Source organism: Collinsella sp. AF20-14LB, assembly GCF_003459505.1.
GTDB lineage: Bacteria > Actinomycetota > Coriobacteriia > Coriobacteriales > Coriobacteriaceae > Collinsella.
Genome location: NZ_QRWD01000014.1, coordinates 17,131 through 36,752, shown reverse-complemented (window position 1 = coordinate 36,752; position 19,622 = coordinate 17,131). Strand labels below are relative to the sequence as shown.

The window sequence follows — 19,622 nt, the reverse complement described above, 5'->3', positions numbered from 1 at the left end:
AGTAGACGTGCGATTTTTGTCCCCGAGGGCGAAAAGAGGCCGTTCCAGAGCTACCGAAGCTGGATTTATTGATTGTTTAATCCAATCCAAGCTCTTTTAGGTCTATTTCGTTTTGGATGTCTTCATCGGCTTTTTTGCCAGTGATGGCACTGTAGACTTCTTTTATGCCATTCTTCACTGCCCATTTGATAACGAAATACAGCGCAATCAAAATGAGTACTGCCGTCCCTGCACTTATGCCTAATTCATCCCACATGATTCAATCCTCATAATTCCGATCTGTAGCTCGATTTTGTCCTCGAATTATAGCTTGGATCTGTAGCGTTGTCTAGGGCAATCGCAGCCGTCATCTTTGGGCAGTTTCGTAGAAAACGAGGACGCGCCGTTGACGAACGGCGCAATAGACAACGGCGTCAGTTTCAAGCCGAACTGACGCCGCTTCTGTATAAGGCTTGCTGCACATGGCGATCAATGCCCACGATGCTTCTGCTTGCGCTTCAGCTTTCGCTGCTCGAAGCGCGCCTCCGCCTCATCCGCGCGACACTGGCTTCTTGCGCGGGCCGATTCCCGCTTCATCGCTTCCCGCTGTGCTGCGAGCGCCTGTTGTGCCTTGGTGCTCACCGCGGGCCGCTTAAGGGCTTTCGCTGCCTCGCGAGCGCGTCGCTTGGGATTCTTCGCGGGCTTGCTTGTTTCCGTGGCCTCGTCACCGAAGAACGCGAGCTCCGCCCATTTGCTTGTAACGAATTGCAGGATTTCCTCATCGGACGGTTCCGTGCCGAAGACGATGCGGGCGACGCCGTATGTTCTGTCCTCGGCGTGTTCCGCCAGCCCGACCCAAAATTGGCCGTCGTGATATACGGTCAGGGTGGGCGACACGCTGATCTGCATGGCTGGTTCCTCCTTTATGTAGATGACCATGCAGAGAAGGGACAACCAAGGAGGCGGGTTGCTGATGCGGACCCCCGCACGCCCACGACTACCCGACGGGGACTGTGTTTTCATCTCTGGAGCCCGCATTGTAGCACGCGTGAATGCGCCCGGTATCGCTGCTGGCATGGCGCGACTGGGAATCGCTCCTCGATGCATCCCTGTGCATATTGCCTCCCTGGTTTCGAAACTTTAAAAAATTCGAGTTTCGAAAACCGAGGAGGACCGAATGATGGCTTGGGTAGGCCGCAATACGTAGGAAGTTTCGTCATCGTCTATGCTGAACACGAGGTCGTCTTCCTCCAATCCGATCAGACTGACCGAGCAATCAGCACCTGGATCGACATCCCCTGCACATGAACCCGCTTATGCGCGCAAACGAGGGCTACAAGGGCATGACCGCGCAGGAAGCGCTTGGGGTAGCGAACGGGGCCGAGCATCGCCCTGCGCCGGCCTTGGTATCAGGTCCTCGCGCTGGGCGGTAATCCGAGGATCGGGAGTAAGGATTTGCCCAGCATCGATAATGCTCAGCTATACCCTTATTCCGTCTCCCTGCTCTTGCGGTATTCCGCGAGCCTGTCGTTCAATTCGCGGGTCTCGCGGCTCAGCTTGGCGTTGAAAGCAAGAGTGAGGACCGCCAGGATGGCGAGAAAGACAACCGTGAAGGTAACCCACGCCCCGGGGTTGTTCACGGGAACCCAAGCAAAGACAAACGCCAATGCACAGAGGACTGCGTAGAGGCAAACGTCGAACAGCGCCAGGCGCGCGGAATACGCCATCTGTCTGATCACCGCGGGCGTGAAGAACACGAACTGCAGCGCGGGGACGGCGACGCACGCGGCGAGAATCGACCAGCAATAGTTAATGCCCTGCTTGGCGGTGTCATCAGCGAAACAAGTCCCTAATGCCAAGAAGGCTATCATGGCAACAGTGAAGCCGATACAGGTGCTTTTCACGAGTTGCCTGAGGTTTTCCACGGGCGTCTTTTTATCGGTGTCGATAATGTCCCTGTTAATCATTTCGGTCTCCCTTCCTTCGTTTCGACTGCTTCAGACCGAGCTTCGATTTGACGTCGGGCGCATACTGGCGCGAGATAACGACCTGCTCACCGTTTTCCAAGGTGGCGATGATCCTGCCGTTGACGTCGGGCTTGAGGGCGGTGATCGCGCGGAAGTTGACGATGCAACCTTTCGCGATGCGCAGGAAGTCGCAGTCCGCCAGGCGCTCCTCCATCTCGTAAAGGCGCAGGCCCGTCTCGAGAACCGTGTCGGCCGTATAAATGAACGTGTGCTTGTCGACCGACTCGATGAACAGGACGTCTTCTGCGCTCAGCACGCGCGTGCAGCCGTCGGCCGCGCCCGTCACCTTCCTGTCAAGCATGCGCAGCCGAGCCGTTATATCAAGCACGCGGCGATCGACCCTTACGCAGATGATCGTGACTTCTATATCTTGAGCTGCTTCTCGCTCTTCGATTGTGATCTTCATGCGTCCTCCCTTCGGGTTGCTCTCATGCTAGCTGACGAAGATAGCTGAACCTTCGGCGTTTAACCAAGCTGCGCAGTCGAGGAACCAAGATGCAGACTGGATTTGAATGACACCCGAGGGCCTTCGTGTCCATTTCTGAACGCATCCAGCTATTGAAGCTCAAGACCGTGATCCGCCATTCCATCAAGTCGATTTAGCGAAACGAGCGCCGCCGTGCGGTCCGGCTTTTGGGGTTTATCAATTGGCAGTCCGCGATGATCGAGCAGGCTGCCTGCCTCCCGGCAGGTGCGTAATTCCTTTTGTCGATTCATCTCGAGGTGCGTTCTTTGCTCATCTTGTGGCGCAGAGTCATGAAACTCCCAAAAGTGTAATCAGATTCGAGTTTTAGGAGCAGCTCTTGAAATGCAGCAGACTCAGGAATCGTGACAGGTACCTCGAGGAAGCGATGCTCTTTCGTGATGCCGACCTTATCAAGGTAAGCACGAGCGCGCGAAGGACAAAGCGCAGGGGACGACCTCTCTAGGCCACACGTTACGCCCTGCGCGTCAAGGCGCTCCTCAAGACGAATTCAAATGAATGAGTGAGCATCATTGTCCCCGAGGACAAAGCGAGGCCGTTTTAGGGGCAGTGAAACTGGATTTATCGATCCTCTTGATCCAATCCAAGTTCTTTCAACTCTTTTTCGTTTTGGATATCTTCAGCGGTATTCTTGCCAGCGATAGCACCGTAGGCTTCTTTTATGCCGTTTTTCACTGCCCATTTGATAACGAAATACAGCGCAATCATCATTCCGAGCAGTTGCGGCGAGTGTCGACATTCGCCGATATAACATGGACACAACGTCCCGTTTGTGTTCTCCAATCGCCTGCACGTTCTTCCTATTCTTGGGTTGTCGAACAAGCCATAGAGAAAAGGAAGAAAACATGGACACCGACAAGATCTGCGCGGAATCGATCGCCAAGCAATACGCGCCCAAAAGCGCCTCCAAGCTCACCGCGCTCAAGAAGCTCGATGCCAAAGCAAAGCGCCCCGCGAACGTCTTCGCCTACAGCTTTGGCATCGCTTCCTCGCTGTTGTTGGGTGTGGGCATGTGCCTGACCATGGGTGTGCTGGGACCTGGCGAGGGCACGTTGTTTGTGCTCGGAATCGTCCTTGGTATCTTGGGTATCGCAGGCGCAAGCGTGAACCTTGTCCTGTATCGCTGGATTCTGGAAACCTCTAAGAAGAAATACGCCTTTGAGATAATGGAGCTTGCCAAGGAAATTGCCGGCGAATAGCTTTTGGCATCAGGGAGAGGCAGGCTTGGGTGAACAGGCAGCAGAGCAGATACTTTACGACGGCGCAGCTTATGGACGAGGCTTTGCTCGACTTGCTGCAGAACAAGGGCGCGGAGTTCATAACCGTTAAGGAGATTTGCAAGAAGGCAGGGGTGGGTCGCTCTACGTTCTACCTTCACCACCAGGGTGCCCCTGACCTCGTGAAGGAGTGTTCGGAGCATGTGAACACCAAGTTCTTCGAGCGCTTTGAACAAAGCGCCGCAGACACGATCGGGGCTATCCGTACGGCTCCCCTCGACGAGCTCGTTTTCGTAACCGACGAGTATCTGAGGCCCTACCTCGAGTTCGTCCAAGACAGCTGCTCCATCTATCGCGCGGTGCTCGCAAACGGGCATACGCTGCAAGCTCAGGAGCGATTCGAGGCCCTAGCGAAGCACATCATCGACCCAGTGTTGGAGCGCTTTGGCTATCCCAGCGAGCAGCGGGCCTTCGTCATCAGTTTTTATGTGCATGGGCTCTCTGCCGTGGTACAGGACTGGATTCGGAGCGGCTGCGAAACGCCTATCGATGAGATGGTGCGCATTATCAAAACCTGCGTGCACCCGAACGGCACGAACCGACGTCTTGCCAACGCTAAAGAGAGGCGCGAATGAAACGATGTGACGGCGACGCCCCCTAGGCGCCAAGAGTGCGGGCCGCGCATCCGCCTTGAGAATACTGCGGAAGGAACGGGAAGCGAAAGCAGCAATCTACCTTGGTAAAGGGCGTGTGTCCCTTTCCGCTGCTCGCGCGGGCCGACTCCAGCCGTGCCGGGACCGCCAGCGCGGCCTCGAAGCCGTTTGCGGCGAGAACCAAGGAGGAGGGTTTCCCGTGATGGCGATAGGACGGAGGGGTTTCTGTAGGCGTGTAACCAGTAGGAGCTACTTATCGAAGCCCGCCGCCGCGGAGCTGCTCCTTGTAGTTCTCGCCCCAAGCTCTCATTGCGTCAAGAACGGGTCTGAGTGTCTGTCCCAGGTCGGTGAGCGAGTACTCCACCCGTGGGGGCACCTCTGCGAACGCTTCACGATGAACGAGCCCCGTTTCCTCCATGGTTCGTAGGTTGCTGGTCAGAACTTTCTGCGAAATCTTGCCGATCGAGCGTTGCAGCTCCTTAAAGCGCATCGTGCCTTTGAGCGAGAGTTCGCGCAGGATGAGCACCTGCCACTTGTTGCCGATGAGCAAAAGCGTTGTCTCCACTGGGCAGGCAGGCAGGTTCTCCAAAGTCGGTGTTGTCATGTTCGCGAAACCTCCGTCTGCAATCATGCACGTCATTTACATTAGTTTCCTTTTGGTGCTTACAGCACTTTTATGTGCCTACTTTCCATTATATACCTTTGACGCGTATCGTATGAGCTGCAAGGAAAGCGGCGTCGAGTGCCGCAGGTCGAAAGGAAAGCATGATGACCAAGAAAATCGCAGTTGTAGCAGCGAACGGCAGGGCCGGCAGCCTCATCGTTGAGGAGGCCGTGCGTCGCGGATTCGACGTGACCGCCATCGTGCGCGGCGAGAATAGGACCGCCGCTCAGAACTCCGTCATCAAGGACGCACTCGAGCTCACGACGGAAGACCTCGAAGGATTCGACGCCGTGGTGGACGCCGTGGGCGGCTGGACGCCCGAGACCATCCCCGGTATCACCGACGCGGGCATCCACTTGGCTAATGTGCTGGTCGGCACCGATGTGCGCCTGCTCATAGTGGGTGGCGCGGGCTCGCTGTTCGTCAACCCCGAGCATACGGTCACCGTCGATATGGGCTCGGACTTCCCCGATGACTGGAAGCCGCTGTCCGCCGCGGCCGGCAAAGTCCTTGCTCACCTTCGCGAAACGGACGGCCTCAAATGGACCTTCGTTTCCCCTGCTGCTGACTTCCAGGCCGACGGCGAGCGCACCGGTGAGTATATCTTGGCGGGCGAGGAGTTCACACTCAACAGCCGCGGCGAGTCAACGCTCTCGTACGCTGACTATGCGATCGCCATGGTCGATGAGATCGAGTCCGGTGACCACGTCGCCCAGCGCATCTCGGTTGTGAGCAAGTAGCTTCATGCCGTTTGGGAAACGGGAGGGTCGATTCCAGTCGCGTCGACCCTCCCGTTGCGTACCGGGGCAACCAGTCTTGTTGCCTAAGTTGTGACATCTTAAACAATGGTTGAGTTTAAAAAGGGGCGTTTTTGGTACTACCGAGCGTGAGCGTTCTCGTAGGCCTCTTTGATATCTTCTGGCAAACCGTCGGGAATCATGGCCCTCAGCTCAGTCTCATTCTCGCCCTGATTCAGCTGCCCGTAGAACCAGCATTTGTACTTCAGCATGTCCAGCGCGCGGTTCATGTTCGCGATCTCTAGCTCCATGTGGGCCTTCCGCTCCTCGAACATGGCCTTGCGTTTGGGGTATGTCGATGGACCCTCCGCGCACCATTCCATGAACAGCCGGATGTCCTTGATCTCCATCCCCGCTTTCTTGAGGCATTCGATGACCCGAAGCGCCTCGAGTTCCGTATCGCCGAATTGCCGAATGCCGGACGTCCGCTCCAATGCCGGGAACAATCCCTGCTTGTCGTAATAGCGCAGCGTTGAGGCGGGCAAACCGAACATCTCCGAAACCTGTCCGATTGTGTACATGGCTCCTCCGAATCAACCTCGAATTCATTCCTTGACCTAAAGTCAGGTTTAGGTATTACCTTCATTCTCGTCATTAGAACAGGGATTGCAAAGGGTGTTCCGTAATGCGGAAACAGATTTGCACCTAAACCATCGACAGGGGGAGATCGATCATGGCAATTAAACAGACGGCAGGCAGGGATGCCCTGGGGGAGTTCGCCCACAAGTTCGCACAGCTCAATGACGATGTGCTGTTTGGCGAGGTGTGGAGTCGAGAAGACGGGCTTTCCCTTCGAGACCGCAGCGTGGTGACGGTTGTGGCCCTGATGGCGCAGGGACTGACGGACTCTTCGTTTAAATATCATCTGATGTCCGCAAAGAACAACGGGGTGACCAGGGCGGAGATAGCGGAAATCCTTACGCACGCGGCGTTTTATGCGGGATGGCCCAAGGCGTGGGCGGCCTTCCGCATGGCAAAGGAGGTCTGGGCGGATGACGATGCCGCTGATGCAAAAGCCGAGCACCAAAACGAGATGGCCTTTCCCATCGGTGCCCCCAACGACGCATTCGCGAAGTACTTTATCGGGCAAAGCTACCTCGCGCCTCTATCAACCGAGCAGGTTGGCGTCTACAACGTGACGTTCGAGCCCGGCTGCCGCAACAACTGGCACGTGCACCACGCCAAAAACGGCGGCGGACAGATTCTCATCTGCGTGGCTGGTCGAGGGTTTTACCAGGAATGGGGTAAGCCGGCGCAGAAACTGCACCCTGGCGACGTGGTCAACATTGCCCCAGGGGTGAAGCACTGGCACGGAGCCGCACCCGACAGCTGGTTCTCACATCTCGCGTTGGAGGTTCCGGGCGAGGAAGCCTCCAACGAGTGGTTGGAACCTGTGAACGATGAGGATTATCTCAAAGCGACTGACAAGGAGGCTTAAATACCTTCGCCGTCCGCGCCGCCGAGAGCAGGGCGCCCAAATCGGCCTGGATCGCCTCCGCCTTGCTTCCAAGCTGCAGCGGAGCCGAGTCGCCCGAGATGTTTACGCTCAAAAGGTGCGCATCCGGCAGCTTTGCGGCCATGCTCCAGAACGGGAGCGTGATGATGCCCGGGGTCATCTCGCCCACGCCGAGCTCCAGCAACAGCACGCGGCGATCGCTGCGCTCGCGCACGAAGCGCTCGTATCGTCCGAGGCTCTCGCGCCATGCCGCACCCTGCAGAAACGTGTCGTCGCGCACCCACGGCACGAGCCGCCAGCCGCAGTGCGGGCATCGGGGGACGTCCTCGCTGCGGACCTCGAACCCCGCCATGCCCGCGAGCATGCGCTCGACGTAGGGGCTCGCATCGAAGAGCTCGTCGCAGCATGGCTGCTTGCATTGAAGGTGCGCGAAGCTTCCCTGATAGTTGCAGATCCTCTCGGTGGGAAACGTCTTCTCGACTTGGGTGTCTACATTGGTGCTCAGGATGAAGTAGTCCTTATGGCCGATGAGGGACCGTAGGTCGAGATAGGGCTGCGAGGTCGGCTCGCGCAGCATGAAATCGATATATCGCGCGTAGTAGGCCCATTGCTGCTCGAGGCTGGGGTAGAGGTGGTAGAAGCCGTCGAAAAGGCTCTTGAAGCCAAAGGCTTGCTGCCAGTCCGCCATTCCTGCGCGCGCCATGCCCGCGCGGTTGTAATGGTTGAACCCGGCGGCGCTCGACATGCCCGAGCCGATGCCGACGATGATGGCGTCGGCATCGTCGATAAGGCTTCGAAGCCTACGCGCTTCTCTTTCTAGGGGTGGCATCGGGCGATCTCCTCGAAAGCCGGGGTCATATCGCCGTCAACGAGAATCGTCTCGCACGAGGCGTCGGGCGCCATGGCCTGGCTGTAGTTGAACACGATGTAGGTGGCGTGCTCGCAGACGTTCGCGATCTGGGCGAGCATGTGCTTTATGATGCCGTTGCGCAGTCCCACGCCAAGTTCGAGGATGGCGACCCTGCCGTTGCGATGGGCTTGCACAAGGCGCTCGAGCTCCTCGAGCTGGGCCGTGGCGAGGGCGTCTGGATGGGCGAGACGCCGCTCGTCGATCGACGTGCGTATGCTCCCCTCCGTCTCGAGCACGCGGTTCTCGTTGAACCCTGCGCGTACGAAGTGCCCGTCGATATTGCACGTGATCACGAAGGTGTCAGCGTGCTCTGTAAGACGCCGCAGCCCGTTCATGAGCGGGCTGGGCTCATACTCGACATACTCCTTTTGATGGAACCGCTCGACCCATCGGCTTCGCACGCTGGCATCCGGGGAGGCGAGCCCCTGCAGTATGCAGCCGATGCCGTCGGCCTGAGCGAGGTCGCCGTACGCCTCTCGGAAATGAGCATCGGCGCAGAAGAGGTTGAGCCCCTCTGCCATGTCCAGCCCGTTGCTGGCGCCGATGATGACAAGATCCGCCTCGGCTAGCGCCCTGCCTATGCGAACTGCTTTCACCGTTTCCATGTGCTACCTCCCCAGCGTCTTGCGCACGTCGGCGAGCACGTCGGCGATGTCGGCGCGAACGGCGAGCCCCCAATCCTCGATCGCGCGGGGGAGAAACTGCGTCCTGTTGTTCACGGCGATGTAGCTAGCCTGCGACAACTGCGCCGTGAGGGCCCAGAACGGCTCCTGGATAAACGCGGGCGTCATGCGGCCCACGCCCAGCTCGAGGAAAAGGATCCTCTGCCGCGCGTGCGCGTCGAGCCAGTCGGACACCTTGTGGTACTGCTCCTCGTAGAGCTCGCCCTGCAGGAAGTTGCCGTAGCCGCGAACCCAGGGGAACGCCTCTGCCCCGCAGTGCGGGCAGCGCGGCACGAGCTCTGTCGGAACCTCAAGGCCGTCTCCCATGGCCTCTACCATGTTGGAGACCGGCTCGACCGCATCCCACACCGCGTCGGTGCAACAGCGGGAGCACTGAAAGAAGCGGTGGTCGCCTTGGATCTCTGCCACCTTCTCCCAGGGGTAGAGCTTCACAAACTGCGTGTCCTGGTTGGTGGTGAGCACGAAGAAATCCTTCTCGGCGAGAATGGCGTCGAGGTCCTTGTAGGGCTTGCGCAGCGGGGCGTTGAGCGTGGTGTCGAGGAAGGTGGCGAGGTATCCCCAGCGCGCCTCGGCGGTGGGCCAGCGGTAGAACGACCCCTCGAAAGCGCCCTTGAAACCGTAACGCTCGGCGAATTTGCCGAAATGCCTGCGATAGGTTGCGTTGTCCTCGTAATAGAAGTCGCCGCCGCCCGCCGCGGAGAGCCCAGAGGCCCCGCCCACCAGCACGCAATCGGCTTCCTCGATCATGCGGGCGAAGTCCCTGATTTGCTGGTCGTAGGGCTCGGGCTCGCGGTCACTCAGCTCATAGGGCGTGCCGCCGCTGCGGTAGGCGGCCTGAAGGGAAAACGATTGGTTGGTGAGCTCGATAACGAGCTGCTCGTACAGGGTCACTGGATACCTTCTTTCAGCTATTATAAACAGGTGTCTATAAAAAGTATCCATGTCGATTTGCTTAAGAGCAATGAACAGCTTCGGCCTGCTGTCGATAAACGAGCGTTTGCCGGGCATTGTCGAGCGTTGCAATTGGAGGGGTAATGGAAGCGGGGAAGATCGATCGTCGCCGACGCTATACACTCTCGGTCATACGGGAGGCGTTCTTCGCGCTGCTGGCCGAGGTCGGCTTCGCGAAGATGACGGTAGCGGATATCTGCCGACGCGCCGATATCAACCGTGGCACGTTCTATCTGCACTACGAGGACAAGTTCGCCCTGCTCGACGCGCTTATCGACGAGGCCTTGGCGGCGGTGCCGCCGCTCGAGGGAACGGAGGCGGGCGCCCTCTGCCAGCGTCCGCCGGCAAACGATGACTATTATCTGCTCTACTCGGATGACGACGCGTACGCCCGGGTGGCACAGCGCGTCGTCGAGCGCGGCGCCGAGCAGATGGTTCCCTCGATCATGGAGGAGACTGGGCTTTCGCGCGAGGACGCCTATCTGCTCTTCGTCCACAACGTCCAGGGAAATCTCGCGGTCAACCGCCTGCTCGGTTGGAGGCGAGGGCCCGAGTTTGCCCACGCTCAGGAGCTGCTCAGCGCCTATTCCGAAGGGGGTATGCGAGCGGTATCGGCTCGTCACGATCCTCGTAGCTCGTCTTGACCGCATGTCATTTCAGGTAGGTGGCGTTGCTATGGGCCCTCTTTGATTTTCGACGTTGTATAAGGCAATCGCAATCGCCTTGAGCTTCTTTAGGGAACTTGAGCAAGAGATATGGCCTGCTGGCGATTGATTAACCCCATTTGTTTTGGTTACAAGAAAAAATGCTGCGCGCCTGCAGCATGAAGGAGAGGGAATCCTATGAATATCGTTGTATTGAGCGGCAGCCCGCGTAAGGGCGCCAATACCGATACCATGGTCGAGGTGTTTGCCGAGACCGCGCGTGAGGGCGGTAATACGGTTGAGGTCGTTCGCGTTGCCAGCAAGAAGATCGCCGGCTGCTTGGGATGCCAGTACTGCTTCGCCCATGGGGGCGTCTGCGTGCAGAAGGATGACATGGCCAACGTGATCGAGTCGCTGAAAGATGCAGATATGGTCGTCTTTGCTTCGCCTATCTACTGGTTCGATATCACCGCGCAGGAAAAGGCCGCCATCGACCGTCTGTACGCTTTCGGTGCCACGGGATTCCCGTTCACCAAGACGGCCCTTCTGCTCGATAGCCACAGCCAGGGCGTCTATGACGCGGCGATCGCCATGTACAAGTCAACCTGCGCGTACTGCAAGTGGGCGGACCAGGGCATTGTCACCATCAGCGGTATGACCGAGCGCGGCAGCATGGCATCCTCGCCCAAGTTGAAAGAGGTGCGCGAGCTCGCTCGCAAGCTCGCCTAAGGGCAAGAAGAGCGCATGGCAATCGGTGTTGGTGGAAATGCTTGCTGTCCTTACCGAGAGATAGGGGCGCATTCCCTCAAGTGCCGTATAGAACAATTTTTAAACGCAGAAAAATAACTAAAAACAAATTAATCCGCGTTAAAATATTGTCAAATAGAAGTTCATGAGGGAAGGTTACGTATGCGTCGCAAGGCAGACGAGCTCCTTAGGGAATGGCGAGACAGAGCTGATAGAAAACCTTTGCTGGTCAAAGGCGTGCGCCAGTGTGGCAAGACCTATTTGCTCAGAACGTACGCCCAGGATCTTTTCGAATCGGTTGTCTACGTTAATCTTGAGAACGACCGGTCGGCGCGAGCGGATTTTTCGGGCGGTCTTGACCCTCATTCGATCGTACGTGCGATCGAGGCTCGTACGGGACAGCGTATCGTGCCTGGCAAAACCTTACTGTTCATTGACGAGATCCAGGCATGCGAGGAAGCGCTCACTTCCCTTAAATACTTTTGCGAAGATGCTCCCGAGTATTACGTTGCGGCTGCTGGGTCGCTTCTTGGGGTTGCCATTAACCATCAGTCGTATTCGTTCCCCGTCGGAAAGACCGACTTGATCGAGATGACTCCACTCGATTTCGAGGAGTTTCTCTGGGCAATGGGGCACGATCAGCTGGTCGATGAGATACGCTCGTCATTCGAGTTAATGGGTCCTCTTGCGCCAAGCCTTCATGAAAAGGCGCTTAGGCTCTATCGACAGTATCTTGTTGTTGGCGGAATGCCCGAGGCGGTCCAAACGTATATCGATGATCAGTCAATCATTGATGTGGCCGAAAAGCATCGGATTATTCTCGACGGATATTCCGCCGACACCAATAAATATGCTGATGAACGCTTGAGCGCAAAGACGCGTGCGTGCTTCGATTCCATTCCACAGCAGCTTGCCAAAGAGAATCGCAAATTTCAATACAAGGTAGTGCGAGCGGGGGGCAATGCGTCTCTCTTTGGAGATGCTCTCGACTGGCTTGTATTGTCGGGTACGGTGGCGCGCTGCAGCCTAGTCGGGCAGATCGAAAGCCCTTTAGAGGCCTTCGTTAACCCTTCTGCTTTTAAAATCTATCAGGCGGATACAGGGCTGCTCGTCTCCAAGGCCGGTGCTCAACGCGCCGATATTCTTGCCGGCATCGGCGGCACATTCATGGGTGCACTTACCGAAAACTACGTCGCCCAACAGCTTTCAGCCATGGGCTATCCGCTGCATTATTGGGCGCGAGATAATCGTGCGGAAATCGACTTTGTAGTAGAGAAGCAGGGATGCTTGTCTGCGATTGAAGTCAAGGCGGGAGAGAACACAAGATCTCGAAGCCTGTCCTCACTTAAAAAGACCCATCCGGGCGTACGCCTTATCAGGCTATCGACTAAGCCCTTTGGAATGAATGATGGGCTTATGTCTGTTCCACTTTATGCGGCATTTTGTCTATAGGGATGATGCTGGTGTAATGCATGGGGCCCAGGGCGCAGCGTTTACTGCGCTCCGGGCCCCGCTGCTTTGTACAACCATGACGGTTTGGCCGCCGTTGTTTTAGTCAAACAGGCTCGGCATGTCGTTTTCCTTCATGAGGGCACCGGCGGAAGGTAGGCTCTGCGCGGTGAACTTTTCGGCCGAGACGCCGGCGCCGAGGATCTCCTCGGTCGTGCCGACGGTGGTGACCGAGCGGCCCTTCTTGGCCGTAAAGGCCTGGACGCCCTGCGTGTTGGTGGTCGTCTTGGTCTTGAGCAGCGACGTGTTGAAGTTCATCAGGCGGTAGTCGCTCGAGACCAGCGCGAGGTCGCGGTCCTCCTTGAGCACCTGCGCATACAGCAGCTTGCTGCCGCCGTAGATGGCGTTCTTAAGGCGCTTGCGGTTGGTCTTGGTAGCGTATCCAGAAAGCGCGACACGCACCACGCGGCCGTTCTCAAAGACGAACAGCACGTCGGCCTTGTAGTCCTCGGGGTCGATGACCCAGATGACGCTCTCGTCGGGTTCCATCTCGAGATCGGTCGGAAGGTACGAGCCCAGCTGGGCCGACTTGGTATCCTCAAACGCCGCGACCTTGCACTTGTACACCTGGCTCTTGTTGGTAAAGACCAGCAGCTCGTGCGTGTTGGAGGACGGGAACTCGATAAAGGGTTTGTCGCCGTCCTTGTACTTGAGCGTGGTCGCCTTCTTGAGCACGCGGTCCGTCATCTTCTTAAGGTAGCCGTCGCGCGAGAGCATGATGGTGACCGGGTACTCCTCGACCTCGGACTCCAGGCTTACCTCGATGACCTCATGGGGCTCGATCCTGCCCGTGCGGCGCGGCATCACGTACTTCTTGTTAACCGCGGCCAGCTCGTCGCTGATGACCTTCTTGATGTTGTCCTCGCTCGAGAGGATCTCCTCGAGTTCGGCGATCTCGCCCTCGAGCTTGGCAATGTCCTTGGTGCGGTTGAGGATGTATTCCTCGTTGATGTTGCGGAGCTTGAGTTCGGCGACAAACTCGGCCTGGGTCTCGTCGATGTCGAAACCCTTCATAAGGTTGGGTACAACCTCTGCCTCGAGCTTAGTGCCGCGGATGATGGCGATGGCCTTGTCGATGTCGAGCAGAATTGCCTCGAGGCCGTGCAGAAGGTGCAGACGCTCGGACTTTTTGTCCAGGTCAAAGCTAATGCGGCGGCGCGTGGACTCAATACGCCACTTGGCCCATTCGTGCAAGATCTGGCGCACACCCATAACGCGGGGATAGCCGTCGACCAGTACGTTGAAGTTGCACGAGAACGAATCCTGCAGCGTGGTCGAGCGATAGAGCTTCGCCATGAGCTTGTCGGGGTCGACGCCGCGCTTAAGGTCGATGGCGATGCGCAAGCCCGAGAGGTCGGTCTCGTCGCGGATGTCAGCGATCTCTTTGACCTTGCCCTCCTTGGAGAGCTTGACGATGCGCTCGATGATGACATCGGTCTTGGTGGTGTAGGGAATCTCGTACACCTCGATGATGCGCTCTTCGGGAATCCAGCGCCAGCGGGAGCGAATCTGGAAGCTGCCAAGACCGGTCTCGATGATCTTCTCCATCTCCTCGCGGCGGTAGATAATCTCGCCGCCGGTCGAGAAATCGGGCATGGGCATGTACTCGAGCAGGTCGCAGTCGGGGTCCTTCAGGTAGTGCATCGTGGCGGTGCAGACCTCGTTGAGGTTGAAACCGCAGATGTCGGACGCCATGGCGACGCCGATGCCCTTATTGGCCGAGACAAGGATGTTGGGGAACGTGGTGGGCAGCAGACGCGGCTCCTTCATGGCACCGTCGTAGCTGTCAACGAAGTCGACCGGGTCCTTGTCGATGTCTTTGAAGATTTCGGCGCTGATGGGGGAGAGCTTGGCCTCGGTATAACGCGAGGCGGCGTAGCTCAGGTCGCCCGAATAGTACTTGCCAAAGTTGCCCTTCGACTCCACGAAGGGGGCAAGCAGCGCTTCGTTGCCCGTCGCCAGGCGCACCATCGTCTCGTAGATCGCGGCATCGCCGTGCGGGTTGAGCTTCATGGTCTGGCCCACGATGTTGGCGCTCTTTTGGCGCTCGCCCTTGAGCAGGCCCATCTTGTACATAGTGTAGAGCAGCTTGCGGTGCGAGGGCTTAAAGCCGTCGATCTCGGGGAATGCACGCGAGACGTTGACGCTCATAGCGTAGGGCATGTAGTTGACCTCGAGCGTCTGCGTAATCGGCTGGTCGGTGACCTCGGAGTGCAGGCCGATGACGTTCTCGGCGTTGACCTGCTTTTTCTTTGGCTGGTTCTTCGTCTTCTTCTTTGCCACGATTTCCTCTTGAACTTCTTATGGGCCGTCGTTATCGATTTGCTGCTATTGCAGGTCCAGCTGGTCCAGGTATTCCTTGCCGTGCTCGGAGATATGGCGCTTGCGGCCCGCCTCGTCGTTGCCCAGCAACAGGTTGAACATGGTTTCCATCTTGGTGACGTCCTCGGGCTCCACCTTGATCAGGCGACGCGTCTCGGGGTTCATGGTGGTGAGCCACATCATGTCCGGATCGTTCTCACCAAGACCCTTGGAGCGGTTGATCGAGCACTTCTGGTCGCCGATCTCCTTGAGGATGCCGTTCTTCTCGAGTTCGGTGTAGGCAAAGTAGGTCTTCTCTTTGCAGTTGATCTCGTAGAGCGGTGACTCGGCGATATACACGTAGCCCTCGTCGATAAGCGTGGGCACCAGGCGGTAGAGCATGGTGAGCACGAGCGTGCGGATGTGATAACCGTCGACGTCGGCGTCCGTACAGATGATGACCTTGTTCCAGTTGAGGTTGTCCAGGTCGAAGGCACCAAGGTTCTTGATGCGCTTGTCCTTGATCTCCACACCGCAGCCCAGCACGCGCATGAGGTCCATGATGATGTCGGACTTAAAGATGCGCGGGTAGTCCTCTTTCAGACAGTTGAGGATCTTGCCTCGGACGGGCATAACACCCTGGAACTCGGCATCGCGCGAGGTGCGGATGGCGCCTGCTGCCGAGTCGCCCTCTACGATGTAGATCTCGCGACGGCTCTTGTCCTTGGAGCGGCAGTCGATGAACTTCTGCACGCGGTTGGCCATGTCGGTCTTCTGCTGCAGGTTGGTCTTGATGCTCTGACGGGTCTTCTCGGCGTTCTCGCGCGAGCGCTTGTTGATGAGCACCTGTTCCATGATCTTATTGGCGGCGTCCTTGTTCTCGATCAAGTAGGTCGAGAGGCGCTCCTTAAAGAAGGCCGTCATGGCCTGCTGGATAAAGCGGTTATTGATGGCTTTCTTGGTCTGGTTTTCGTAGGACGTCTGAGTGGAGAAGCAGTTGGTCACCAGTACCAGGCAGTCCTGGACGTCTTGCCACTTAATGCCGCTCTCGTTTTTGTTGTATTTGCCCTGTTGCTTAATGTAGGCATCGATGGCGCTGGTCAGAGCGCTACGGGCGGCCTTCTCGGGTGAGCCGCCGTTCTCGAGCCAGGAGGAGTTGTGGTAGTACTCCTGCATCATGAAAGTGCGCGAGAAGCACATGCACGCGGTGATCTTTACGTTGTAGTCGGGCAGGTCCTCGCGGTCGCGACCGCGACGGTCGGCCTCGATGAAGAAGGGCTCGGTGAGGTAGTCGGCACCGACCTTCTCGAGCACGTAGTCCTCGATACCCTTGGGGTAGCAAAAATCCTCTTCGGAAAACTCGCCATCGTCGCCTTCGATGCGCAGGCGGAAGGTCACGTTGGCGTTGACCACGGCCTGGCGGCGCATGGTCTCGCGATACCAGTCGTGGGGAATGCTGATCGAGGTAAAGACCTCAAGATCGGGGCGCCACTTGATGGTGGTGCCGGTGCGGTCCTCGTCGCTGGGCTCAATCTCAAGCGCTTTCTTTTTGGCGCCGACGACCTTGCCCTTCTTAAAGTGCAGGGAGTACTTGTTGCCGTCACGCCAAACCGTGACGTCCATGTATTCGGAGGCGTACTGGGTCGCGCAGGAGCCCAGGCCGTTGGTGCCGAGCGAGAAGTCGTAGTCGCCGCCCTGGTTGTTGTTGTACTTGCCACCGGCGTAGAGCTCGCAAAAGACGAGCTCCCAGTTAAAGCGCTTCTCGGAAGGGTTCCAGTCGAGTGGGCAGCCACGGCCGTTATCCTCTACCTGGATAGAGCCATCGCGAAAGGCGGTAAGGGTGATGAGCTTGCCGTAGCCCTGGCGCGCCTCGTCAACGGCGTTGGACAGGATCTCGAAGGCGGCATGCGCGCAGCCGTCGAGCCCGTCCGAGCCAAAGATGACGGCGGGGCGCAGGCGTACGCGCTCCTCGTCCTTGAGCTGACGAATACTGTCGTTACCATAGTTTGCGGTGTTTTTTGCCATGCTCGCTCTCTCGATACTCCTTTGCTGCGTTTTAGTCATATAGATAGTCAAATTAGCATAGCCCAGCCCATAGGCGATTCCAACCAACACGAAATCCATCGAACAATCGTTCGAATTAACGGGTATAGTGTTTAGTGTTAGCGCGGCATTGTTAAACAAATTTGGATACAAACGAATTTTATTTAATAGGGACCTAGTTTTACTAAACAAAATCGAACGATTATGGGTGACACGATTCAGAAATTCGATGAGTTCGCGGATGCCCAATCTTACTCGGACAAAACCGAGTCGGTTCCGCCCGAGTAAGATGGAATGACGAATCGAAACTGCTATATCCGTATACCGATGACAGATATAGTTGACATCAATTAGTCGATGCAATATATTTCTGGCATGATGCAACGGATATTTGTCCATTACTACGAAAGGAGTTCCATGCCGGGCAAAAAGAACCTACGCATGAAGGCGGCACGCGCGGCGGCTGGCCTTTCGCAAGCTGACTTGGCCCGGGCCGTGGGCGTTACGCGCCAAACGATCGGCCTTATCGAGGCGGGCGGCTACAACCCCACGCTCAATTTGTGCGTGGCAATCTGTAAAGCGCTACGCGTTACGTTGAACGATCTGTTTTGGGAAGACGAAACCGACGCCGACCCTAATACTCTTTAGGAGTTCACTATGAAATACGAAGATCTGAAAATCGTGCAAAAGTGGCGTGAATATGCCGGCCCAAAGGATGAACGCCTGGAGGCTGAGAACGCGAAGATCTACAAGATTGGTTTCGTGCTGCTTTCGTTTGGCATGTTGATGATCTTTTTCTACCAGTTTATAGCTCGACAGGTTGCGTGGGTTCACAGCGACGCCAGTGAAATGTCGCATGGCTTTGCAACGCCGTTCGAGGCAGCCATGTATTTGTGGCTCGTTCTCGTGATGTTGATTTGTGCAGGACTGCAAACGCGGAAGGGCTATGTCGATACCAATCGTTTTGGGCAAACCGAGCATCTTCCTGTTGGATATTTCCTGCTTGTCAGCGGTCTTAGCGGCACCGCGTTCGCGCTTGTTATTGCCGCAATGCGCTGTGTCGCTGAGGCGCAGATCGTACCGCTCGAAAGCGTCTTTTGGTTGGCGAACCTGGCCACGGGCGTGTTCTGCGGTGCGACGATTTTCGCGGCCACGTTTGCTGTCCTGTGCGCAACGTTTTTCACGGCGAAAAGACGCCGTACAAAGCTCGAGGCAGAACTCGACTCCTCAGACGACATTTAATGCGCAATGGGCTGGCTCTGGGTATTCAGAACCAGCCCATTTTGATGATCGATGAGCCGAGTCGGCGTCTCTCACAAAAGTAAGTAGGAGCTAGCGAGGCCTATCCGAATTGACCTCATTGCCGGTGTTTTTTCGAGTGCTACAGCGGCTGCCGTAAGGGGAGCGTTGCTGTCTTTGCAAGAAGGTGCCCCGTGGCGGTAGTGCCGTTCAAGGGTCAAAGTGTCCAATTTGAGCGCGCGAAAGCGTCAGGCCCCGGAGCGCTTTCGATATGCCGGGCAGTCTGGCCGCTAGCGCAACATATGCGCGACCAGCTCGGCGCGAGTTCCGATACCAAGCTTGGCATACACTCCTGATAGGCGGTTTTTGACGGTGCCCGGCGACACGCCCATATGGCGTGCGATTTCGGCGTTGGTCCACCCACGACAGGCGAGCATGGCCATGGTGAATTCCGTGGTCGTTAGATCGTCGGCCACGTCCTCGCCCGAATCGGGGTTGTGGATGCGCCGCCAGCCGTAGCTGAAGCGGTACGTGATCTCGATGATGCGCGCGAAGTCATCAGGGTATTGCGTTTTTAGGCACGCCTCGATGAGCCCCTGTAAAAGGCCGTGGTGCTCGCCAATGAGCTCGATAAGGCCGTCGGGACGCGCAATGTCCCAAGCGGCTCCGAAGTGTGCCTTTGCGGCGTCGACGTCTTTGAGACTCATGCAGGCCATGGAAGCCGACAGGTGCAGGAACAGCTCCGAGATGGGATAACTTCCCTGTTTCATGATCAGGGCGTTTTCCGCCATGCCTAGACTGCGGCCATATTCGCCGCGCAGGTACAGGGCATGCGCCATCACGTAGCTGGCGAACAGGCGCAGGCCTTCGGGCAGATGTGCCGCAAGCGGATAAAACTCTTCGGCAGAATACGGGGAAGGCAAGTGCAGCAGGACGCTCGCGGCGGAGGCGAACAGGATATGCGTGGCGTGGACGGCGGACGGTTCCTCGTCAGTTGGTATATCGATGATGCCCGCAAGGCAACGGCGGGCATCGGCGATACGGTTGAGCGACAGACTGGCATATCCGCAGATAAGGCATGCGGAATAGCGCAGTGCGGGGTCGGTGGCGTCAAGATAGGGGCGTGCTGTCTCGGCGGCGAGTGTGGCCTGCCCGCGAAAGTACAGCGCTTCTGCCGAGGCGATGGTGTGTGAATCGGGGTCGGAAATGCCTGCAACCGCAGCGTCAATCTGCCCCGGCACAAAGGCGGTACACATCAACGGCATGGGAACGCATGGGTAGCCATCGCAGTCCATCTTCCATCTCCCAACAGCTGGCA

The 19,622-nt window shown here is 57.4% G+C and carries 22 protein-coding genes; 9 read left to right on the top strand and 13 right to left on the bottom strand.

The genetic code is table 11. The features are described 5' to 3' along the window. Positions 1–76: 76 nt before the first annotated feature. The 5 genes from DWX63_RS07920 to DWX63_RS11415 form a co-directional block, all read right to left on the bottom strand. Positions 77–256, bottom strand: a complete 180-nt coding sequence (locus DWX63_RS07920) for a DUF6019 family protein (RefSeq protein WP_117843341.1) — start codon at positions 254–256, stop codon at positions 77–79. Between the two features lie 212 nt (positions 257–468). Beyond that, a complete protein-coding gene (locus DWX63_RS07915; protein ID WP_117843340.1) occupies positions 469–888 on the bottom strand; it encodes a YjdF family protein in 420 nt (139 codons plus the stop codon). 578 nt (positions 889–1,466) lie between these two features. Continuing rightward, positions 1,467–1,946, bottom strand: coding sequence for a DUF3021 family protein (locus DWX63_RS07905; RefSeq protein WP_117843338.1), 480 nt, complete (start codon positions 1,944–1,946; stop codon positions 1,467–1,469). Beyond that, positions 1,939–2,412: a LytTR family DNA-binding domain-containing protein gene (locus tag DWX63_RS07900; protein WP_117843337.1), complete on the bottom strand. Its 474-nt coding sequence runs from the start codon at positions 2,410–2,412 to the stop codon at positions 1,939–1,941. Before DWX63_RS07900 ends, DWX63_RS07905 begins: the two co-directional genes overlap by 8 nt. A 639-nt stretch (positions 2,413–3,051) precedes the next feature. Then, the gene (locus DWX63_RS11415; protein WP_199411150.1) at positions 3,052–3,201 is read right to left on the bottom strand and encodes a DUF6019 family protein; all 150 of its coding nucleotides are present in this window, start codon (positions 3,199–3,201) and stop codon (positions 3,052–3,054) included. A gap of 134 nt (positions 3,202–3,335) precedes the next feature. On the opposite strand from DWX63_RS11415, the gene DWX63_RS07895 reads away from it, so the two are divergent. Both DWX63_RS07895 and DWX63_RS07890 read left to right on the top strand, forming a co-directional pair. Beyond that, complete coding sequence (locus DWX63_RS07895) at positions 3,336–3,689, top strand: dihydropteridine reductase (RefSeq protein WP_117635866.1); 354 nt, start codon at positions 3,336–3,338, stop codon at positions 3,687–3,689. A gap of 29 nt (positions 3,690–3,718) precedes the next feature. Then, the gene (locus tag DWX63_RS07890) at positions 3,719–4,342 is read left to right on the top strand and encodes a TetR/AcrR family transcriptional regulator (RefSeq protein ID WP_117843336.1); all 624 of its coding nucleotides are present in this window, start codon (positions 3,719–3,721) and stop codon (positions 4,340–4,342) included. A gap of 271 nt (positions 4,343–4,613) precedes the next feature. Here DWX63_RS07890 and DWX63_RS07885 read toward each other — a convergent pair whose 3' ends face one another. Next, a complete protein-coding gene (locus DWX63_RS07885; RefSeq protein ID WP_369831937.1) occupies positions 4,614–4,991 on the bottom strand; it encodes a winged helix-turn-helix transcriptional regulator in 378 nt (125 codons plus the stop codon). Between the two features lie 137 nt (positions 4,992–5,128). Here DWX63_RS07885 and DWX63_RS07880 point away from each other — a divergent pair, with 137 nt between their 5' ends. Next, positions 5,129–5,764, top strand: a complete 636-nt coding sequence (locus DWX63_RS07880) for an NAD(P)-dependent oxidoreductase (RefSeq protein ID WP_199411148.1) — start codon at positions 5,129–5,131, stop codon at positions 5,762–5,764. A 137-nt stretch (positions 5,765–5,901) separates the two neighbouring features. Here DWX63_RS07880 and DWX63_RS07875 read toward each other — a convergent pair whose 3' ends face one another. Next, positions 5,902–6,342: a MerR family transcriptional regulator gene (locus DWX63_RS07875; protein ID WP_117635863.1), complete on the bottom strand. Its 441-nt coding sequence runs from the start codon at positions 6,340–6,342 to the stop codon at positions 5,902–5,904. A gap of 152 nt (positions 6,343–6,494) precedes the next feature. Between DWX63_RS07875 and DWX63_RS07870 the strand changes: the two genes are divergently transcribed. Further along, the gene (locus DWX63_RS07870) at positions 6,495–7,259 is read left to right on the top strand and encodes a carboxymuconolactone decarboxylase family protein (protein WP_117843334.1); all 765 of its coding nucleotides are present in this window, start codon (positions 6,495–6,497) and stop codon (positions 7,257–7,259) included. Here the strand turns inward: DWX63_RS07870 and DWX63_RS07865 are convergent. The 3 genes from DWX63_RS07865 to DWX63_RS07855 are packed head-to-tail and all read right to left on the bottom strand — an operon-like array spanning position 7,234 to position 9,761. Continuing rightward, positions 7,234–8,106, bottom strand: a complete 873-nt coding sequence (locus tag DWX63_RS07865; RefSeq protein WP_117843333.1) for an NAD-dependent protein deacetylase, SIR2 family — start codon at positions 8,104–8,106, stop codon at positions 7,234–7,236. The genes DWX63_RS07870 and DWX63_RS07865 overlap by 26 nt on opposite strands. Next, positions 8,094–8,792: a hypothetical protein gene (locus tag DWX63_RS07860; protein ID WP_117799862.1), complete on the bottom strand. Its 699-nt coding sequence runs from the start codon at positions 8,790–8,792 to the stop codon at positions 8,094–8,096. The genes DWX63_RS07865 and DWX63_RS07860 overlap by 13 nt, the downstream gene beginning before the upstream one ends. 3 nt (positions 8,793–8,795) lie before the next feature. Further along, complete coding sequence (locus DWX63_RS07855) at positions 8,796–9,761, bottom strand: hypothetical protein (protein ID WP_199411147.1); 966 nt, start codon at positions 9,759–9,761, stop codon at positions 8,796–8,798. Between the two features lie 143 nt (positions 9,762–9,904). On the opposite strand from DWX63_RS07855, the gene DWX63_RS07850 reads away from it, so the two are divergent. From DWX63_RS07850 to DWX63_RS07840, 3 genes are all read left to right on the top strand, one after another. Then, entirely contained in the window at positions 9,905–10,465 is a 561-nt protein-coding gene (locus DWX63_RS07850; RefSeq protein WP_089572815.1) for a TetR/AcrR family transcriptional regulator, read from the top strand. 198 nt (positions 10,466–10,663) lie between these two features. After that, positions 10,664–11,194: a flavodoxin family protein gene (locus DWX63_RS07845; protein WP_117843332.1), complete on the top strand. Its 531-nt coding sequence runs from the start codon at positions 10,664–10,666 to the stop codon at positions 11,192–11,194. Positions 11,195–11,374: 180 nt separating this feature from the next. Then, positions 11,375–12,664 carry an ATP-binding protein gene (locus DWX63_RS07840; protein ID WP_117583295.1) on the top strand — a complete coding sequence of 430 codons (1,290 nt, stop codon included), beginning with the start codon at positions 11,375–11,377 and terminating at the stop codon, positions 12,662–12,664. A 99-nt stretch (positions 12,665–12,763) separates the two neighbouring features. Here the strand turns inward: DWX63_RS07840 and DWX63_RS07835 are convergent, their stop codons facing one another. Together DWX63_RS07835 and DWX63_RS07830 are read right to left on the bottom strand one after the other, a co-directional pair. Further along, positions 12,764–15,004 carry a DNA gyrase subunit A gene (locus DWX63_RS07835; protein ID WP_117843331.1) on the bottom strand — a complete coding sequence of 747 codons (2,241 nt, stop codon included), beginning with the start codon at positions 15,002–15,004 and terminating at the stop codon, positions 12,764–12,766. A 45-nt stretch (positions 15,005–15,049) separates the two neighbouring features. Continuing rightward, entirely contained in the window at positions 15,050–17,047 is a 1,998-nt protein-coding gene (locus DWX63_RS07830; RefSeq protein WP_117716801.1) for a type IIA DNA topoisomerase subunit B, read from the bottom strand. A gap of 435 nt (positions 17,048–17,482) precedes the next feature. Between DWX63_RS07830 and DWX63_RS07825 the strand changes: the two genes are divergently transcribed. Together DWX63_RS07825 and DWX63_RS07820 are read left to right on the top strand one after the other, a co-directional pair. Next, positions 17,483–17,713 carry a helix-turn-helix transcriptional regulator gene (locus tag DWX63_RS07825; RefSeq protein ID WP_117843330.1) on the top strand — a complete coding sequence of 77 codons (231 nt, stop codon included), beginning with the start codon at positions 17,483–17,485 and terminating at the stop codon, positions 17,711–17,713. A gap of 9 nt (positions 17,714–17,722) precedes the next feature. Then, complete coding sequence (locus tag DWX63_RS07820; protein WP_117843329.1) at positions 17,723–18,307, top strand: hypothetical protein; 585 nt, start codon at positions 17,723–17,725, stop codon at positions 18,305–18,307. Between the two features lie 287 nt (positions 18,308–18,594). On the opposite strand, the gene DWX63_RS11410 is transcribed toward DWX63_RS07820, so the two are convergent. Continuing rightward, a complete protein-coding gene (locus DWX63_RS11410) occupies positions 18,595–19,569 on the bottom strand; it encodes a helix-turn-helix transcriptional regulator (RefSeq protein WP_199411146.1) in 975 nt (324 codons plus the stop codon). Positions 19,570–19,622: the final 53 nt, after the last annotated feature.

Excerpts from the sequence above, each read along its gene's own strand:
- DWX63_RS07920 (WP_117843341.1), bottom strand. The coding sequence starts at position 256 with ATGTGGGATGAATTAGGCATAAGTGCAGGGACGGCAGTACTCATTTTG.
- DWX63_RS07915 (WP_117843340.1), bottom strand. The coding sequence starts at position 888 with ATGCAGATCAGCGTGTCGCCCACCCTGACCGTATATCACGACGGCCAA.
- DWX63_RS07905 (WP_117843338.1), bottom strand. The coding sequence starts at position 1,946 with ATGATTAACAGGGACATTATCGACACCGATAAAAAGACGCCCGTGGAA.
- DWX63_RS07900 (WP_117843337.1), bottom strand. The coding sequence starts at position 2,412 with ATGAAGATCACAATCGAAGAGCGAGAAGCAGCTCAAGATATAGAAGTC.
- DWX63_RS11415 (WP_199411150.1), bottom strand. The coding sequence starts at position 3,201 with ATGATGATTGCGCTGTATTTCGTTATCAAATGGGCAGTGAAAAACGGC.
- DWX63_RS07895 (WP_117635866.1), top strand. The coding sequence starts at position 3,336 with ATGGACACCGACAAGATCTGCGCGGAATCGATCGCCAAGCAATACGCG.
- DWX63_RS07885 (WP_369831937.1), bottom strand. The coding sequence starts at position 4,991 with ATGATTGCAGACGGAGGTTTCGCGAACATGACAACACCGACTTTGGAG.
- DWX63_RS07880 (WP_199411148.1), top strand. The coding sequence starts at position 5,129 with ATGACCAAGAAAATCGCAGTTGTAGCAGCGAACGGCAGGGCCGGCAGC.
- DWX63_RS07875 (WP_117635863.1), bottom strand. The coding sequence starts at position 6,342 with ATGTACACAATCGGACAGGTTTCGGAGATGTTCGGTTTGCCCGCCTCA.
- DWX63_RS07870 (WP_117843334.1), top strand. The coding sequence starts at position 6,495 with ATGGCAATTAAACAGACGGCAGGCAGGGATGCCCTGGGGGAGTTCGCC.
- DWX63_RS07865 (WP_117843333.1), bottom strand. The coding sequence starts at position 8,106 with ATGCCACCCCTAGAAAGAGAAGCGCGTAGGCTTCGAAGCCTTATCGAC.
- DWX63_RS07860 (WP_117799862.1), bottom strand. The coding sequence starts at position 8,792 with ATGGAAACGGTGAAAGCAGTTCGCATAGGCAGGGCGCTAGCCGAGGCG.
- DWX63_RS07850 (WP_089572815.1), top strand. The coding sequence starts at position 9,905 with ATGGAAGCGGGGAAGATCGATCGTCGCCGACGCTATACACTCTCGGTC.
- DWX63_RS07845 (WP_117843332.1), top strand. The coding sequence starts at position 10,664 with ATGAATATCGTTGTATTGAGCGGCAGCCCGCGTAAGGGCGCCAATACC.
- DWX63_RS07840 (WP_117583295.1), top strand. The coding sequence starts at position 11,375 with ATGCGTCGCAAGGCAGACGAGCTCCTTAGGGAATGGCGAGACAGAGCT.
- DWX63_RS07830 (WP_117716801.1), bottom strand. The coding sequence starts at position 17,047 with ATGGCAAAAAACACCGCAAACTATGGTAACGACAGTATTCGTCAGCTC.
- DWX63_RS07825 (WP_117843330.1), top strand. The coding sequence starts at position 17,483 with ATGCCGGGCAAAAAGAACCTACGCATGAAGGCGGCACGCGCGGCGGCT.
- DWX63_RS07820 (WP_117843329.1), top strand. The coding sequence starts at position 17,723 with ATGAAATACGAAGATCTGAAAATCGTGCAAAAGTGGCGTGAATATGCC.
- DWX63_RS11410 (WP_199411146.1), bottom strand. The coding sequence starts at position 19,569 with ATGCCGTTGATGTGTACCGCCTTTGTGCCGGGGCAGATTGACGCTGCG.